The organism is Escherichia sp. MOD1-EC4550 (assembly GCF_963876935.1).
In the GTDB taxonomy this organism is placed as follows: Bacteria; Pseudomonadota; Gammaproteobacteria; order Enterobacterales; family Enterobacteriaceae; genus Escherichia; species Escherichia coli_F.
Map to the genome: position 1 here is coordinate 783,340 of NZ_CAWNSE010000012.1, position 18,040 is coordinate 801,379.

Sequence of the window (18,040 nt, forward strand, 5' to 3'; positions counted from 1 at the left end):
CTTAGTCCTCCAGGCGCGCGATCTCTTCGCCAAATTCTTTGATATCTTCGAAACTGCGATAGACAGAGGCAAAACGGATATAGGCGACTTTATCGAGCTTTTTCAATTGCTCCATCACCAGATTGCCAATCATCTTGCTCGGCACTTCACGCTCACCGGTGGCGCGCAGCTGCGATTTAATATGATTGATTGCCATTTCGACGTCATCGGAACTCACCGGACGTTTTTCCAGCGCCCGCAGCATTCCGCTACGTAATTTCTCTTCATTAAACGGTTCACGCACGTCATTGCTTTTTACAACACGTGGCATAACCAGCTCCGCCACTTCAAAGGTGGTGAAACGTTCATTACACACCAGACACTGCCGACGGCGGCGTACGGATGAGCCCTCGCCTACGAGACGAGAGTCAATTACCTTAGTGTCCACGGCGAAACAGAATGGGCAATGCATACGGCGTCCTGACCAGGTGGTTAACAGGAATCTATTTTACCCTGAACTGACGATACAACAAAGGCGCAACGCTTTTGAGATAAAGGATCGATGCTTTCGCTGCTTTTACCCTCTACCATTAGGCTTATTGCGATGAGAAAGGGACGACCTATGAATACTAACGTTTTTCGACTGCTCCTGCTGGGAAGCCTGTTCAGCCTTAGCGCCTGTGTGCAGCAAAGCGAAGTGCGGCAGATGAAACACAGCGTCAGCACACTGAACCAGGAGATGACGCAACTCAATAAAGAAACGGTCAAAATCACTCAGCAAAACAGGCTGAATGCAAAATCCAGCAGTGGGGTTTACCTTCTGCCTGGAGCGAAAACACCAGCAAGACTGGAAAGCCAGATCGGTACTTTACGTATGTCGCTGGTGAATATTACGCCTGATACAGATGGCACCACCCTGACGCTACGTATTCAGGGCGAGTCGAATGATCCCTTGCCCGCATTCAGCGGAACTGTTGAATATGGGCAAATTCAGGGAACAATAGACAACTTTCAGGAAATCAATGTGCAGAATCAATTGATTAACGCCCCTGCCAGCGTCCTCGCCCCCAGCGATGTTGATATTCCGTTACAGTTAAAGGGTATTTCTGTGGATCAGTTAGGCTTTGTACGTATCCACGACATTCAACCTGTTATGCAGTAAACGTATCGCGGGGCGTTTTGTGCGTCCCGCAACATCTTTCCCCGTCATTTTGTTACTCTGCTTACATCACCCAGATTGATAGTAAAAGTTTGCAACAAGGGTGAAAGTCAGTACAATCCCCGCCCGAATGTGTGTAAACGTGAACGCAATCGATTACGTAAATGATAGAACTGTGAAACGAAACATATTTTTGTGAGCAATGATTTTTATAATAGGCTCCTCTGTATACGAAATATTTAGAAACGCAATTTGCGCCTTTTTCACTCCCGCAAGGGATTTTCAAACAGTGGCATACATATGAAAAAAACATTACTGGCAGCCGGTGCGGTACTGGCGCTCTCTTCGTCTTTTACTGTTAACGCAGCTGAAAACGACAAACCGCAGTATCTTTCCGACTGGTGGCACCAGAGCGTTAACGTTGTCGGAAGCTATCACACCCGTTTCGGACCGCAGATCCGCAACGATACCTACCTTGAGTACGAAGCATTCGCTAAAAAAGACTGGTTCGACTTCTATGGGTATGCGGATGCGCCGGTATTCTTCGGCGGTAACTCCGATGCAAAAGGTATCTGGAACCACGGTTCCCCGCTGTTTATGGAAATCGAACCACGTTTCTCCATCGACAAGCTGACCAATACTGACCTTAGCTTTGGTCCGTTCAAAGAGTGGTACTTCGCGAACAACTACATTTACGACATGGGTCGTAATAAAGATGGTCGCCAGAGCACCTGGTACATGGGTCTGGGTACCGATATCGATACTGGCCTGCCGATGAGCCTGTCCATGAACATCTATGCAAAATACCAGTGGCAGAACTATGGCGCAGCGAATGAAAACGAGTGGGACGGTTACCGTTTCAAAATTAAATACTTTGTGCCGATTACCGATCTGTGGGGTGGTCAGCTGAGCTACATCGGCTTCACCAACTTCGACTGGGGTTCCGATTTAGGGGATGACAGCGGTAACGCAATCAACGGTATTAAGACCCGTACCAATAACTCCATCGCTTCCAGCCATATTCTGGCTCTGAACTACGATCACTGGCACTACTCTGTCGTAGCTCGTTACTGGCACGACGGTGGTCAGTGGAACGACGATGCAGAACTGAACTTCGGCAACGGCAACTTCAACGTTCGCTCTACCGGCTGGGGTGGTTACCTGGTAGTAGGTTACAACTTCTGATGACTGAAATGCCGGATCTTGTATCCGGCATTTCAGATTGTTAACAACGTGCGCTTTGTTCATGCCGGATGCGGCGTAAACGCCTTATCCGGCCTACAAAAACACGTAAATTCAATACATTGCTGAGATTACGTAGTCCTGATAAGCGTAGCGCATCAGGCAATTTTGCGTTTGTCATAAAGCTCAAATAACGGATTTTGTATCCGTCATTTTTTTATCACTTCTTCTTATTCATCATCGCTTTTAAATCAGCGAATGGGTTGTACTTCGCTTCACCGACATCTTTCTGCGCATCTTCCCCTGCGATAACGGTCGTACCATACTGATCCGCTTCGGTATATTTCGAATGCTCATGATCGTGGCAATAGAGACACAACAATTCCCAGTTACTGCCATCTTCCGGGTTATTAGTATGGTCGTGATCGATATGGTGAACGGTAAGTTCACGCAGATTGGAGTAGACAAACTCGCGGGAGCAGCGTCCACACACCCACGGATAGATTTTTAATGCTTTTTCGCGATAGCCGCTTTCTAACCGCGCATAATTTTTTGGGATGATAGCCATGAGAAGTTACCTGGATGAAATGTAGGGTTAGGCGCAGTTTCCCAAGATGCGAGGGTTTTCGCAATCACCTTACATCAAAAAAATCCCGATCTTCTGACCGGGATTTTCAACATCAGCTGAAACTTGATTAAGGCAGAATTGACGGCTGATCCGCCCCTTCTTTTTCCACTTTCTGCTGCAGCATGTGTTCGCGCTTCATACCCAGTTTCAGGGCCAGCGCCGATGCTACGTAGATAGAAGATGCAGTACCGATAGTCACACCAATCAGCATGGTCAGCGAGAAGCCTTCCAGTACCGGACCACCGAAGAGGTACAGCATCAGGATAACCATCAAGGTAGTACCGGATGTGATCAAGGTACGGTGCAGCGTCTGGGTCAAGGACACGTTAAAGATTTCGTAAGGCGTACCGCGACGGATCTTGCGGAAGTTTTCACGAATACGGTCCGAGACCACGATACTGTCGTTAAGCGAGTAACCGATGACCGACATCAGTGATGCCACAATAGTCAGGTCAATCTCGATATGGAATAACGACAAAATACCCAGCGTAATGATAACGTCGTGCGCCAGCGCAATAACAACCCCTGCCGCCAGTCGCCACTCAAAGCGGAAACCTACGTACACGAGGATAGACAGCAGCGCCGCCATCAACGCCATCGCACCGGTTTGCGCAAGGTCTGCCCCCACGCTCGGACCGACGAATTCAATACGCTTCACTGCCGCATTCTGATTGGTGGATTCGTTAATCACCTTCAGAACCTGGCTGCCCAGCACCTGACCGCCGGTTTCGCCTTCAGCAGGCGGCATGCGGACCATGATGTCGTGGCTGCTACCAAAGTTTTGCAGCATTGGCTCTTCAAAACCGGCTTTTTGCAATGCATCACGCATTACGTCAATTTCAGCCGGTTTTTCGAGCGTAATTTCAATAACCGTACCACCGGTGAAATCCAATCCCCAGTTAAAGCCACGCACGCCCATAATAACGATAGCGGCGATTAACAGCAGACCAGAGATGCCGAAAGCCCAGTAGTCCCAGCGCATAAAGTCATAGACTTTACGGCCGTGGTTTAGTTGTTCAACAGTATATTCCTGTGCCACATCGCACTCCTCAGATTGACAGCTTCTTGACGCGCTTGCCGCCATATAGCAGGTTTACGATGGCACGCGTACCGACAATCGCGGTAAACATCGACGTCGCCACACCGATACCGGTAGTAATCGCGAACCCTTTAATTGCCCCGGTACCCACTGCGTACAGGATGATGACTTTAATCAGCGTGGTGATGTTCGCATCGAAAATGGAACTGAATGCGCCACGATAACCTTCATCGATTGCCTGCTGAACAGTACGCCCGTTGCTCAACTCTTCTTTAATACGTTCGTTGATCAGTACGTTCGCATCGACCGCCACCGCAAGGGTTAAGACAATACCCGCGATACCCGGCATACTCAGCGTTGCACCTGGCAACAGCGACATAATGCCGACAATCAAGATCAAGTTCGCAATCAGAGCACTGGTCGCAATCAGACCAAACTTCTTATAGAAGAGGATCATGAACAGAATAGAAACCAGCAGACCGGCGAGACATGCCTCCAGCCCCTGTTCAATATTCTGCATACCCAGGGTCGGGCCAATGGTACGTTCTTCAACAATCTGAATCGGTGCGATCAACGCACCAGCACGCAGCAAAAGTGAAAGCTGACGGGCTTCGTTCGGGTTGTTAATACCGGTGATACGGAAGCTGTTACCCAGACGAGACTGGATGTTAGCGATGTTAATCACCTCTTCCTGTTTCACCAGAACCGCACGACCGTTAGCATCTTTCTTGCCGCTGTCTTTGTACTCCACAAACAGGGTCGCCATCGGTTTGCCGATGTTGTCCTTGGTGAAGTTAGACATAATGTTGCCACCAGCGCTATCGAGCGAGATGTTAACCTGCGGCTGGTTGTACTCGTCCTGGCTGGAAGTGGAGTCGGTGATATGGTCACCGGTCAGAATTACGCGTTTATACAGCACAACCGGCTGACCTTCGCGGGTCTGTTTCACTTCAGAATCGCCCGGTACGCGGCCGGATGCCGCTGCGGCCTGATCAACGTTGGTGTTTACCAGACGGAATTCCAGCGTTGCCGTCGCACCCAGAATCTCTTTCGCACGCGCGGTGTCCTGAATACCTGGCAGTTCAACAACGATACGGTCAGCACCCTGACGCTGAACCACCGGCTCCGCCACGCCAAGTTGGTTTACACGGTTACGCAGGATATTAATGTTCTGCTGCACCGCATATTCACGCGCTTCACTCAGGCGAGCATCGCTCATTACCGCACGCAGCTGGTTGCTGCCCTGGCTACTAATCACCAGGTCCGGATGACGCTTGCTCAGATACGCAATGGCTTCATCACGAGCTTTAGCATCGCGGAAAGTGATGCTCAGGCCGTAGTTGTTTTCTTTACGAACGGTGGTATACGGGATGCCCTTTTCGCGCAGGTCGCTGCGCAGGCTATCGATGTTTTGTTCCTGGAGTTTGCCAAGCGCGGTGTCCATATCCACTTCCATCAGGAAGTGAACGCCGCCACGCAGGTCAAGGCCGAGCTTCATCGGCTCAGCGTGAATAGCTGCCAGCCAGCGCGGCGTTGCCGGGGCAAGGTTAAGCGCCACGACGTATTTGTCACCCATAACGCCCATTAATGCTTCACGAGCGCGCAGTTGGGTGTCAGTGGAGTCGAAGCGCGCAAGAATAGCGCCCTCTTCCAGTGCCACAGACTTAGCAGTTATTTTTTCTTCTTGTAACGTTTTCTGGACCTGGATCAGCGTTTGCTCACTGGCGGCGACTCCGCGCGCGCCAGTGATCTGAACAGCCGGATCCTCACCAAACAGGTTGGGAAGCGCATACAGCAGACCGATGACAATCACCACGATCAGCATGACGTACTTCCACAAAGGATAACGGTTTAACACGGCAATTCCCTTAGGGAAAAATTTTAATTACAGCGCCTTCATGGTGCCTTTCGGCAGGACGGCAGCTACGAAGTCACGTTTAATAACTACTTCAGTGGTGTCATTCAGCGCGATAGCAATGTAGCCGTTTTCCGCTACTTTGGTTACGCGACCAACCAGGCCACCGTTCGTCAGAACTTCATCACCTTTGGCAATGGAGTCCATCAGCTTTTTGTGTTCTTTGGTGCGCTTCTGCTGTGGACGCAGGATCATGAAATAGAAAATCAGACCGAATACCACCAGCATCAAAATCAAAGACATCGGGCTACCTTGCGCCGGTGCACCCGTTGCCGCTACCGCATCAGAAATAAAAAAGCTCATTAAATTTCCCTCATTATTAATATTAATCAACGTTCAAAGGTGGTACTTCTCGCCCCTGACGCTGGTAAAAATCAGTTACGAAGCTCTCTAATTTACCCTCTTCAATAGCCTTGCGTAAACCCGCCATCAAACGCTGGTAGTAACGAAGGTTATGAATGGTATTGAGTCGCGCGCCTAATATTTCGTTGCAACGGTCGAGATGATGCAAGTAAGCGCGTGAATAATTGCGACAGGTGTAGCAATCACACTCAGGATCGAGTGGGCCAGTATCGCTCTTATACTTCGCATTGCGGATTTTCACCACGCCATCGGTCACGAACAGATGACCATTTCGGGCGTTGCGGGTTGGCATTACGCAGTCAAACATATCGATACCGCGACGTACGCCTTCAACCAGATCTTCCGGTTTACCAACGCCCATCAGGTAACGCGGTTTGTCTGCCGGAATTTGCGGACACACATGCTCCAGAATGCGGTGCATATCTGCTTTCGGCTCACCCACAGCCAGACCGCCGACAGCGTAGCCATCAAAACCGATATCTACCAGACCTTTAACAGAAATATCACGTAAATCTTCGTAAACGCTGCCCTGAATGATACCAAACAGCGCATTTTTGTTACCGAGACTGTCAAAACGCTCACGGCTACGCTTCGCCCAACGCAGAGACATCTCCATCGAGCGTTTTGCGTAATCCCAGTCAGCAGGATACGGCGTACACTCATCAAAGATCATGACGATATCTGAACCAAGATCGTACTGAATCTCCATCGACTTTTCCGGGTCGAGGAAAATCGGATCGCCGTTGATGGGGTTACGGAAGTGAACGCCCTGTTCGGTGATTTTACGAATATCGCCAAGACTGAAAACCTGGAAGCCGCCGGAGTCGGTAAGAATCGGGCCTTTCCACTGCATAAAATCGTGCAGATCGCCATGCAGTTTCATGATTTCCTGGCCCGGGCGCAGCCACAGGTGGAAGGTGTTACCGAGAATAATTTGTGCGCCAGTGGCTTCAACTTCTTCCGGCGTCATCCCTTTTACGGTGCCGTAGGTGCCAACAGGCATAAAGCAAGGCGTTTCCACTACGCCACGATCAAAGACCAGGCGGCCACGGCGTGCGCGACCGTCGGTGGTGTCCAGTTCAAATTTCATTTTTTCTCCACTACGTCAGAAAAACAGTCCAACGTTTAAACCAGCGCCGCGGAATTACTCCCCGACGCGCTCATTAATTGCCTGCGGATTGTACGTGATAAACATCGCATCACCGTAACTAAAAAAGCGATATTTCTCTTCTACCGCCGCTTTATAGGCGTTCATAGTGTGTTGATAGCCGGCAAATGCCGAAACCAGCATAATCAGCGTCGATTCAGGAAGGTGGAAGTTCGTCACCAGCGCATCGACCACTTTGTACTGGAAGCCCGGATAGATAAAGATTTGGGTATCGTCAAAGAACGGTTCAATGAGATCGTTTTTCGCCGCCTGGGCCGCGCTTTCCAGCGAACGTACCGAGGTGGTGCCAACCGCAATCACCCGATTGCCGCGCGCTTTTGCTGCCAGTACCGCGTCTACCACATCCTGCGGCACTTCAGCGTATTCTGAGTGCATGATGTGATCTTCAATGGTGTCGACGCGCACCGGCTGGAAAGTACCCGCACCAACGTGCAGAGTTACGAACGCCATCTCCACGCCTTTGGCGCGCAATTTTTCCAGCAAAGGTTCGTCAAAATGCAGCCCGGCAGTCGGGGCCGCTACCGCGCCCGGTTTTTCACTATAAACTGTTTGATAAAGTTCGCGGTCTGCATCTTCGTCCGGACGGTCGATGTACGGCGGCAGTGGCATGTGGCCGATGCTGTTGAGGATATCCAGTACAGAACGATCATCATTAAATTCGACTTCAAACAGTGCGCCGTGGCGAGCGGTCATTGTTGCGTTGATACTTTCGTCATCGCCCAACAGCAGCTCTGCGCCCGGTTTTGGCGCTTTCGAAGCGCGAATATGCGCAAGAATGCGTTTGTCGTCGAGCATACGCTCAACCAGCACTTCAATCTTGCCGCCGCTGGCTTTACGCCCAAACAGGCGCGCCGGGATCACGCGGGTATTATTAAAAACCAGAAGATCGCCGGGGTTGAGCTTATCGAGTAAATCGGTGAAAGTACCGTGCGTCAGCGCGCCCGTCGGCCCGTCCAGCGACAGTAAACGACAGCTACTGCGTTCAGGCATTGGATAGTGGGCAATCAGGGATTCGGGCAATTCAAAGGAGAAATCGGTAACGCGCATGACACTGACTCAGACTAAAATAAGAGGCGGGTAGTCTAGTGCCGGGGCGCTCTCCCTGCAACCTTTACCCCCCTTTGGATAGAATATAATCGATGAATTTTTTAGCTCACCTGCATCTAGCCCATCTCGCGGAAAGTTCGCTTTCCGGTAATTTACTGGCTGATTTCGTACGCGGAAATCCTGAAGAAAGTTTTCCGCCCGACGTCGTGGCTGGCATTCATATGCATCGACGTATCGACGTATTGACTGACAATCTGCCGGAAGTCCGCGAAGCACGGGAATGGTTTCGTAGTGAAACTCGCCGCGTTGCGCCTATTACGCTGGATGTCATGTGGGATCACTTTCTTTCACGCCACTGGTCGCAGCTATCACCGGACTTTCCGCTACAGGAATTTACCTGTTATGCCCGGGAGCAAGTGATGACTATTCTTCCAGACTCACCGCCACGCTTTATCAATCTGAACAATTACTTATGGTCTGAGCAATGGCTGGTGCGCTATCGCGATATGGATTTCATCCAGAACGTGTTAAACGGCATGGCAAGCCGTCGCCCACGTCTGGATGCCCTGCGTGACTCCTGGTACGATTTAGACACCCATTACGACGCCCTGGAAACCCGCTTCTGGCAGTTTTATCCGCGGATGATGGCGCAGGCGTCACGCAAGGCGCTCTGAAACTTCAAGCTCCAGCGTCACTATTTTTTAGCATTCGCATCCAGCGGGGCGGCATAACAGCTGTAAGAAAAACATTCGCTGGAATGATTGGCGATATCTTTAAAGTTGCTTTCAGCAACCCCCTCGAACATGAGTACCGTTCTGGACAAATCTCCGTTTTCATTTATATGTGGAAAATCAAATTGTGCACTGAATCGCCATACATCTGTCTTTTCTGGCTCGCTGTTCACAGAGATACGTCGATGGAAGACCCCTCCTGTAAACGTGCGCCAGAACAATTGTTGATCAAAATCTTGTAATATCTCAGAGTTGGATGCTATTTGATGTAGTAAACCTGCATACCGTGGACTGCCATCACGAGCAACATTATGCAAACCCTGACTAAAAGCATCAAATAAACAATACATGTGATCACTAGTGAAAAAAGGTCTTAATTTGTTTTGTTCTTCATCGCTGTAATCCAGGAGCATCTCATTGATTTCTTCCTGTGAGAATTTTAAGACAAAATTATCCTCAGGATTTGTTTCTTTCTTGTTTTTTTCGATATTCTTCTCCTCAATGGTCTTCGCATTTTGTTTCGCATTTTCTTTCTCAGTTTTTTTCTCAATTACTTCCGCAATTTTTTCCCGAGTTTTTGATTTTAGACTAACACCATCGATGTCAACCGGTGTTGTTTTCAGATCTCTCTGCGCGTCTTTCAAATTTGTCTTATAGAGATCGGGCACTTTATCGGCAGATAAGTATCCGGATGAAGAAATCTGGTGTGTACGCATGGGGGGCTGTTCACAAAGCATCGAGGCTATATCGTCTTTAAACTCTTTTACATTAAAGTTATCGACATTAACCTTCCCTGTTATAAACCCCGCATCGGCAATTTTCTTCTCTAATTGTTTTGTACGTTTAGAATAATAAGCGTTGTTATCATAAAACTTTTCAAGAAGGGCCCACTCCTCAAGTTGCCTTATGTGATTTTTCAACTGTTGATGATCTATTTTATATTGATGTGTACTAGAATCATTTTGGTTGCAGGAGTTACAGATTTTTAAGCATAATTTTCCATCAGATTTATCATCTATGGTATCAGTGAAAATATAGGAAACTTCAATACTCTGCCCGTACTTATCAGTCATCTCATATGACCATTGCCCCGTTCGTTTCGCATTCTTAATGACTTCGATGGACTCTGCAGGGCAACCATGAAGAATGGCCAGAATTTTATCAGGATGCTTAATTAGTAAAATTATTATATTTACAACGTTTGAAAAGAAACTTTTGCTATTTTTTATTTCATCGATTTTTTCCGCTGAAATGTTTACTAAGTTTTCATTTCCGGAAATGAAAAGCAATTTGCCATGGGGGCTTTTTTTAAATTGTTCTTCTGTTTTAGAAAAGACATCCTCTTTAAAAGGTGGCCACTCAGTACCAGTAATAAACGGTTTCAATAAATTCGAATTTGAAATTGTCATATCTTTGCTCCACTACAGGGTTATCCTGGAGCAGGTTGTACATAACCTCATGGGCAAAGAATACCAAAAATCGCTCATATCGATCGGGACAAATATTTAACAAACTCAGCCCTGACATTGTGCAGCTTTTTCGCTGCGTAGTGTCAGGGCTGATGACTAACGACGTAACAAATAAAACAGATGCTTTAGTTCATCCATACCGTAGCCGAAATGGCAGGCAAAGCCAGAATCCCGTCTGTCAGTTGCCCATGGCCTTCTTTGCGTTGCCATTGCGCGACATTGAGTAACGGCGACGCGGGTAGCACCACTTCACAGGCTTCGCCACGGTTGATAGCCACCAGCACACGCTGCTGATTCAGCACGCGGACAAATACCACCACGTTATCTTCCGCATATAGCACCTGACAGCCGCCACGACGCAGCGCCTGACTTTTCTTACGCAGCGCAATCATTCGCTGGTACAGCGCGAATAACGCCGTATCCTGCTTTTCCACCTGCCAGGGGAACGGTTTACGGCAAAACGGATCGTTTTTACCATCCAGTCCCACTTCATCACCGTAATAAATGCACGGTACACCAGGCCAGGTGAACAACCAGACCACCGCCAGCGGCAGGCGCGCAATATCCCGACCGAGCAGCGTTTTAAATCGCGCAGTATCGTGGCTATCTAGCTGATTAAACATACGTAATTGCTGTTGATGAGAAAGCCCTGCGCGGTAATTATCCATCCTGGCCATACAGGTTTGGGCGTCAATTTGCTGCGGATCATAAGAGATATCGGTGTTGGCAAGAAATCCCCACAACGGGAATGTGAAGCCGCGATAGTTCATGGCGGCATCTTCCACATCGGCCTGTAACCATTGCCGTGCATCGCCAAAATGCTCTCCGACAATATACGCTTCCGGCTGAGTTTCTTTCGCCGCTTCGGTGATCCCAGCAACGTGCTGCAAATTATTGCGCGCCCCACCCGCTTCTCCCAGCATATGCACCACATCCAGCCGCCAGCCGTCCATATTCCATGGTGCTTTCAGCCAATGGCGGACAATGCTGTCTTCCCCGCGATAAATTTCATTCACCAGACTTTCCGACTGATAATCCAGCTTCGGCAGGCTGGCATAGCCCAGCCAGTCGAGCGCCGTGCCATCATCGCTAAATGAGTACCAGTCACGCCAGGGCGATTCGGGGTTGTGACAAGCGCCACCTGTTCCACGATTATGTCGGTCAAACCAGGCATGGGAATCGCCACTGTGGTTAAACACGCCGTCCAGCACCAGCCGCATTCCCATCTGCTGTGTATTGTTTCGTAAACGCAGCAACGCCCCATCGCCGCCAAACTGCGGATCGACATGGCGATAATCCTCGGTATCGTATTTATGTACGCTGGGAGCTTTAAACACCGGATTAAGATACAGCGCCGTCACGCCAAGTTTTTTCAGATACGGCAGTTTTTCGCTGATACCGTCCAGATCGCCGCCATAGAACGTTGATCCGCCCGCCTGCGCCGTGACCGGTTCATCCCAGTCACGCAATATGATCTCTTGTCCGGCTGCGTGATGGTAATAAACATGATCCTGTTCAGCTTCACGAGGAAGACTACGGGCGAAACGATCAGGGAAGATCTGATAAAAAATCTGATCCGCAGCCCATTGTGGGCCGATATCCGGGACATCGACGGCAAACTGCTCCAGTCGTGCTGGCGGCATTCGGCTGAAGCCCTGCGGTGTAAACCAACGCTGGCGATCGTGCCACAGTAATTTGAAACTATAACGCCGCCGAGGTTGCCCGCTGGAGAGATCGATCGCCGCCCGCCATGCGGTAACGCCAGGCTGCGGCTGACTGCGCTGCTTATGCATCGCTACTGACGTTTCTTCGTTATCGTTTTCTGTACGTAGCATAATCCGCTGCGGTGGGTCTTCGCCTGTCAGCCACAGTGTAATGAGTAGTTGATCTTTGCTTTGTTTAACAAATGGGGGCACCGGCAGGTGCCATGCATTTAACATCATAATTCCCCTGTGATGAAAATCTGATCACCTTGCCATAGCCTAATGCAGGATCACTCATCATCTGAAGGATATTTGGGGGAGGAGGACGGGGGCGGATAACTTTCGGAATAGCCGGATCAGGGCTTGCCTTGATCCGGCTTACAGAACGCAGTGATTAGTGATTTTCAGCCAGCTGACGATCGTGGCGGCGTTTAAACATCCAGCCAATCAACAGCAGAACAATCCACGCGAAACCAACGTACAGCGAGATACGTGTGTCCGGATGATAACCAATCAATCCGATAATAAAGAGCAGGAAAATCAAACCGCCGATGGTCGTTGCTACCCCACCTGGTACTTTAAATTTCAGTGACTTCACTTCTTCTGGCGGCAAACGGCGACGGAAAGCAATTTGCGACAGCAGGATCATAATCCATACCCACACCGTGGCGAAGGTTGCCAGCGAAGCGATCACCAGGAAGACATTTTCCGGCATGATGTAGTTCAGATATACCGCAAACAATAGCGCGGTAGTCATCACCAGCACCGTGACCCACGGAATACCGCGACGCGAGGTTTTGCTGAAAATTTTCGGCGCGCTACCCTGCTCTGCCATGCCGTGAAGCATACGACCTACGCCAAATACGTCACTGTTAATTGCTGACAGCGAAGCGGTCAGCACAACAAAGTTAAGAATGCTGGCGGCAAAGGTAATGCCCATATGCTGGAACGTCAGCACGAACGGGCTACCGGCAGTGCCAACCTGATTCCACGGATAGATAGACATAATGACGAACAGCGTACCGACGTAGAACACCAGAATACGCATCGGCACGGAGTTAATCGCACGCGGAATCGATTTTTCCGGATCTTTCGCTTCCCCGGCGGTAATCCCGATAATTTCGATCCCACCGTAAGCAAACATTACCATTTGCAGCGACATCACCATGCCAAGCCAGCCGTTACTGAAGAAGCCGCCGTTGCTCCAAAGATTATGGATACCGGTCGGTTGCCCGCCGTTGCCAATCCCCCAGATAATGATGCCGAAACCGGCGACAATCATGATGATGATGGTGGCGACTTTAAAGAACGAGAACCAGAACTCAAGCTCACCAAATACCTTCACGCTCATCAGGTTTACGGCGCAGATAATCAGCACTACGCTCAGTACCCAAATCCAGTGTGGCACCGTCGGGAACCAGACGCCCATATAGATACCGAAAGCGGTCACATCGGCGATGGCGACAATAAGGATTTCAAAGCAGTAGGTCCAGCCAGTGATATAACCTGCCAGTGGACCGAGGTTTTCCTGCGCATAGCGCGAGAAAGAGCTGGCTGCCGGGTTATGTACCGACATTTCCCCCAGCGCACGCATAATGATATACGCCGCGATACCACCGATAATATAGGCCAACAACACGCTCGGACCGGCCATTTTGATGGCGTCTGCCGAACCGTAAAACAACCCGGTGCCAATTGCTGAACCCAGTGCCATAAAGCGTATGTGTCGGGTACTTAGCCCACGCTTTAGCTTGTTCTTACTTTCCATCAATTCCTAACCCATCAACACAATAAAAAACCACGGGGCATCGCAGCCCCGTGGTTAAAACAAATATTCAGTGATTTAGTGAGCGCTGGAGGTCACCTGACGACCTGCCGCGCGATCCCAAATAATGGCCAGAACCACCATCACCACTGTTGGCATTAACCACGCAAGACCTTGTTCGGCCAGCGGTAAGCGCTGCGCCCAGGACGGTAAGATATCGCTGAATGCAGATGCTTTGATCCCGTCGAGAATACCAAAAAGCAGGCTGATAAACATCGGCGGAGCAATCACGCGGGACGAATTATGCCACCATGAGCGTGTAAAACTTAATACAACCAGTGCGATACACGGCGGATAAATAGCGGTCAGCACCGGTACGGAGATCTGAATCAGCTGGCTCAAGCCGAGGTTAGACACCACCATCGAGAAGCCGCCGAGGATAAACACCAGCGTACGATAGGAGAGCGGTACGTACTGAGCAAAGAATTCTGCACAAGCACAGGTCAGGCCAACCGCCGTGACCAGGCAGGCGATAAAGATTAACGCCGCCAGCAGGAAGCTACCACCGCCGCCAAAGGTGTGCTGAACGTAGGCATGCAGAATAGCCGCACCGTTTGCAGACTGATCGACCAGCGACGCGCTGTCTGAACCCAGACGGAACAGCGCCAGGTACAGCAGAGTCAGACCGACACCCGCCATCAGGCCAGCCCAGACGGTATAACGGGTCAGCAGACGCGCTTCGGTAACGCCGCGAGAACGCGCCGCATTAACAATAACGATACCAAACACCATCGCGCCCAGCGTATCCATGGTCAGATAGCCATTAACGAAGCCGTTAGAAAACGCGGCGTTTTGATAAGCCTCAGTCGCCGTGCTGATAGAGCCCGCAGGCCAGACAATTGCCGCAACAGACAGGATGACCAGCGCGATAATTTTCAGCGGTGCCAGGAAGTTACCGACGGTATCCAGCAGTTTGCCCGGATAGAGCGAAACCAGAATAACGATAGCGAAATAGACCAGGCTGTAGATAAACAGCGGCAGCGCGGAGTCACCCGTCAGGGGCGCAATGCCCACTTCAAAGGAGACGGTGGCTGTACGCGGCGTGGCGAACAACGGCCCTACAGCCAGGTAGCAAACCGTTGCCAGCAGTACGCCAGCGACTTTACCAATTGGCGTGCTGAGGCTGTCAACACCACCGCCAACTTTCGCCAGCGCCACCACCGTTAATACCGGCAGGCCAACGGCAGTAATGAGGAAGCCGAATGCCGCAGTCCAGACGTGTTCGCCTGCCTGCAAGCCGACCATTGGAGGGAAAATGATGTTACCTGCGCCGACGAACAACGCAAATGTCATAAAGCCCAGAGCGATGATATCGCGCGATCTTAATTGATGGGTCATAAATCATACTGCCTGTGGATGTGGTGTTGTAACGTTAAATTTTTGTGCCAATCCCTGGGGATGATACAGCGGTATATTTAAACAATTTTAGCGGGAAATACTCCCAACCAGGCGCGGCGAAGAATAGTTTTTCGATTTACCGCGTGAATGCAGTCAGTATGACAGCACCTGAAGCGCAATTTAAACGCTTATAACGTTTTAAAGCAAGAAGGGATCTAAAAACCAGAGGTATATAGCGATAAGAAATCACCAACCAGTATAAAACACTATTTCCGTGAAAAAGACATGGCTAATCATGCGAACAAAAAATCACCAACCGTTGTAAAATCTAACGCCCGTATTTTGACTGCAAAGAAAATAAGCCAGCATCAGCTGGCTTATGGCAATAAAAGATGACAAAGGCGGATTATTCGCTGTTTTTGGCAATTAAACGTTCCGGGATAACAAAACTGAAACGCGTACCTTTTCCCACCGTACTCTCAATATGCAGGCGACTTTCGTGATGATTCACCGCATGTTTCACGATCGCTAACCCTAATCCGCTACCGCCAGTTTGTCGGGAACGTGCTTTATCAACGCGATAAAAACGCTCGGTCAGGCGCGGAATATGCTCTGGTGCGATGCCCGGTCCATTATCTTCAACGCTAAATTCGGCACCGTGCGGCACTCGCTGCCAGCGTACGGTGATATGCGTACCTTCCGGCGTATGATTCACGGCGTTATAAACCAGGTTAGAAATCGCGCTGCGAAGTTGGTCTTCGTTGCCAGACACCTTGAGGTCGTTATCTATTTCAAAGGTAAATGTCTGTTTCTGCTGGCTCAGAGTCTGGGCCTCACGCTCAACGACCCGCAGCATCATCGGCACATCAACCTTTTCATTAAGCAACTGCGTTGGCGCGGCTTCTATTTTTGACAGCGTCAGTAACTGCTTCACCAGCCCTTCCATCCGCTGGGTCTGCTCGCGCATGGTGTGCAACGCTTTTTCACGTACCGCACCTTGCAGTGGTTGCTCATCCATCATCTCCAGGTAACCCTGTAACACTGTCAATGGCGTACGCAACTCATGGCTCACGTTGGCAAAAAAGTTACGCCGCGCCCCTTCCAGTTGATGCATTTGCGTGACATCACGCGCCACCATCAGCAACTGTTTGTGGGTATAAGGCATGACGCGAATTTCCAGATGCCGCCCGGTATTTAGCACCAGATTGAGCGGGCGAGAAAAATCACGCGTTTTCAGATATTGCGTAAACTCCGGATAACGAAGCAGATTAAGGATGTTCTGCCCGTTATCTTCCGGCCAGCGCAAACCAAGAATTTGTTGCGCCAGACCATTACACCAGAAAATACCGCCCTCTTCCGTGGTCAGCACCACCGCATCAGGCAGCGACTCCGCGCCGCTACGAAAGCGTTTAATCAGATTGCCCAGTTCGCGGCGACGTTTTTTATTACGCAGCTGCATCTGGTGTAAGCCGTATAGCAGCGGTTCCCAGCTACCACGCCCCGGAGGCGGGGTCATACTGCGATCCACCCACAGCCACCATGAAAGGCGCAATAAATTCCAAAAATGCCAGATAAGCAGTCCTGTTACCGATGCCAGCAAAAACCAAGGCAGGTAACCAAAAAATGCACCCAGGATGAAAGCCGGGAGGCAGCAAAGTAGCAGCTCCAGCACCAGCCTTTTCCACGACAGCCGTTCCAGCACGTAAGATACTCCAGTTAAGAAATCATAAGCCCTGCTCTGCGTCCGATGAGCAAGGCGTTAAAAGCGGGTTGAAAAACGATATCCTGTACCGCGTACGGTCTGCACCATGCGGTCATGTCCGCCGGGCTCCAGTGCCTTACGCAGGCGACGAATGTGAACATCGACCGTGCGGTCTTCCACATATACGTTGGTTCCCCAGACGTGGTTTAACAGCTGCTCGCGGCTGTACACGCGCTCGGGATGCGTCATAAAAAAGTGCAGCAGTTTAAATTCTGTCGGCCCCATCTCCAGCGGTTCTTCGCCCGCCATCACCCGGTGAGATGTCGGGTCGAGACTGAGCCCCTGCATCTCGATCACCTCTTCCACCGCCATTGGCGAAATACGGCGCATTACCGCTTTGATTCGCGCCACCAGTTCCTTCGGCGAAAACGGCTTGGTGATATAGTCATCCGCACCGGTTTCAAGGCCGCGCACGCGATCTTCTTCTTCCCCTCTGGCGGTCAGCATCACCACTGGAATATCTCGGGTCATCGATTCGCGCTTGAGGTGTTTGATGAACTGGATACCGGAGCCGCCAGGTAACATCCAGTCAAGGAGAATTAAATCCGGCCAGGGTTCATTCAGTTGATTCACAGCACTGTCATAATCTTCCGCTTCGACCGGCTGAAAGCCATTTTGTTCGAGCACGAAGCAGACCATTTCGCGAATTGGAGCTTCATCTTCTACGACCAGAATACGTCTCGCCATGATTTGCCCTGTTGTAATAAATAGGTTGCGATCATTAATGCGACG

Annotated in this window: 16 protein-coding genes; 3 read left to right on the forward strand and 13 right to left on the reverse strand. The window is 50.2% G+C overall.

The genetic code is table 11. The annotated features are described in order from the left end of the window. Position 1: 1 nt before the first annotated feature. Positions 2 to 451, reverse strand: coding sequence for a transcriptional regulator NrdR (nrdR, locus tag AACU19_RS10970; protein WP_000543535.1), 450 nt, complete (start codon positions 449 to 451; stop codon positions 2 to 4). A gap of 150 nt (positions 452 to 601) precedes the next feature. On the opposite strand from nrdR, the gene AACU19_RS10975 reads away from it, so the two are divergent. Both AACU19_RS10975 and tsx read left to right on the forward strand, forming a co-directional pair. Then, a complete protein-coding gene (locus tag AACU19_RS10975) occupies positions 602 to 1,141 on the forward strand; it encodes a DUF3251 domain-containing protein (RefSeq protein ID WP_001314529.1) in 540 nt (179 codons plus the stop codon). A gap of 297 nt (positions 1,142 to 1,438) precedes the next feature. Then, complete coding sequence (gene tsx, locus AACU19_RS10980; RefSeq protein WP_004971109.1) at positions 1,439 to 2,323, forward strand: nucleoside-specific channel-forming protein Tsx; 885 nt, start codon at positions 1,439 to 1,441, stop codon at positions 2,321 to 2,323. A gap of 217 nt (positions 2,324 to 2,540) precedes the next feature. On the opposite strand, the gene yajD is transcribed toward tsx, so the two are convergent. From yajD to queA, 6 genes are all read right to left on the reverse strand, one after another. Further along, positions 2,541 to 2,888, reverse strand: a complete 348-nt coding sequence (yajD, locus tag AACU19_RS10985) for an HNH nuclease YajD (protein WP_000974813.1) — start codon at positions 2,886 to 2,888, stop codon at positions 2,541 to 2,543. A gap of 127 nt (positions 2,889 to 3,015) precedes the next feature. After that, positions 3,016 to 3,987, reverse strand: coding sequence for a protein translocase subunit SecF (gene secF / locus AACU19_RS10990; protein WP_000046638.1), 972 nt, complete (start codon positions 3,985 to 3,987; stop codon positions 3,016 to 3,018). Between the two features lie 10 nt (positions 3,988 to 3,997). Then, complete coding sequence (gene secD / locus AACU19_RS10995; protein ID WP_064735139.1) at positions 3,998 to 5,845, reverse strand: protein translocase subunit SecD; 1,848 nt, start codon at positions 5,843 to 5,845, stop codon at positions 3,998 to 4,000. A gap of 27 nt (positions 5,846 to 5,872) precedes the next feature. Beyond that, entirely contained in the window at positions 5,873 to 6,205 is a 333-nt protein-coding gene (gene yajC, locus AACU19_RS11000) for a preprotein translocase subunit YajC (protein WP_000007629.1), read from the reverse strand. Positions 6,206 to 6,227: 22 nt separating this feature from the next. Beyond that, the gene (gene tgt / locus AACU19_RS11005) at positions 6,228 to 7,355 is read right to left on the reverse strand and encodes a tRNA guanosine(34) transglycosylase Tgt (protein WP_000667319.1); all 1,128 of its coding nucleotides are present in this window, start codon (positions 7,353 to 7,355) and stop codon (positions 6,228 to 6,230) included. A gap of 54 nt (positions 7,356 to 7,409) precedes the next feature. Next, positions 7,410 to 8,480, reverse strand: a complete 1,071-nt coding sequence (gene queA / locus AACU19_RS11010) for a tRNA preQ1(34) S-adenosylmethionine ribosyltransferase-isomerase QueA (RefSeq protein WP_001266492.1) — start codon at positions 8,478 to 8,480, stop codon at positions 7,410 to 7,412. Between the two features lie 92 nt (positions 8,481 to 8,572). On the opposite strand from queA, the gene acpH reads away from it, so the two are divergent. Then, positions 8,573 to 9,154 (forward strand): ACP phosphodiesterase, encoded by a 582-nt coding sequence (gene acpH, locus AACU19_RS11015; RefSeq protein ID WP_039020986.1) that lies wholly within the window; start codon positions 8,573 to 8,575, stop codon positions 9,152 to 9,154. Between the two features lie 20 nt (positions 9,155 to 9,174). On the opposite strand, the gene AACU19_RS11020 is transcribed toward acpH, so the two are convergent. The 6 genes from AACU19_RS11020 to phoB all read right to left on the reverse strand — a co-directional run bounded on the left by AACU19_RS11020 (position 9,175) and on the right by phoB (position 17,995). Then, positions 9,175 to 10,620 (reverse strand): hypothetical protein, encoded by a 1,446-nt coding sequence (locus AACU19_RS11020; RefSeq protein WP_105278235.1) that lies wholly within the window; start codon positions 10,618 to 10,620, stop codon positions 9,175 to 9,177. A gap of 185 nt (positions 10,621 to 10,805) precedes the next feature. Then, a complete protein-coding gene (malZ, locus tag AACU19_RS11025) occupies positions 10,806 to 12,623 on the reverse strand; it encodes a maltodextrin glucosidase (RefSeq protein ID WP_123057625.1) in 1,818 nt (605 codons plus the stop codon). A 154-nt stretch (positions 12,624 to 12,777) separates the two neighbouring features. Next, positions 12,778 to 14,151 (reverse strand): proline-specific permease ProY, encoded by a 1,374-nt coding sequence (gene proY / locus AACU19_RS11030; protein WP_105278237.1) that lies wholly within the window; start codon positions 14,149 to 14,151, stop codon positions 12,778 to 12,780. Positions 14,152 to 14,226: 75 nt separating this feature from the next. Beyond that, positions 14,227 to 15,546: a branched-chain amino acid transporter carrier protein BrnQ gene (gene brnQ / locus AACU19_RS11035; protein ID WP_000149639.1), complete on the reverse strand. Its 1,320-nt coding sequence runs from the start codon at positions 15,544 to 15,546 to the stop codon at positions 14,227 to 14,229. A gap of 406 nt (positions 15,547 to 15,952) precedes the next feature. Beyond that, positions 15,953 to 17,248, reverse strand: coding sequence for a phosphate regulon sensor histidine kinase PhoR (phoR, locus tag AACU19_RS11040; RefSeq protein ID WP_032183454.1), 1,296 nt, complete (start codon positions 17,246 to 17,248; stop codon positions 15,953 to 15,955). Positions 17,249 to 17,305: 57 nt separating this feature from the next. Beyond that, positions 17,306 to 17,995, reverse strand: coding sequence for a phosphate response regulator transcription factor PhoB (gene phoB / locus AACU19_RS11045; protein WP_000113933.1), 690 nt, complete (start codon positions 17,993 to 17,995; stop codon positions 17,306 to 17,308). Between the last annotated feature and the right edge of the window lie 45 nt (positions 17,996 to 18,040).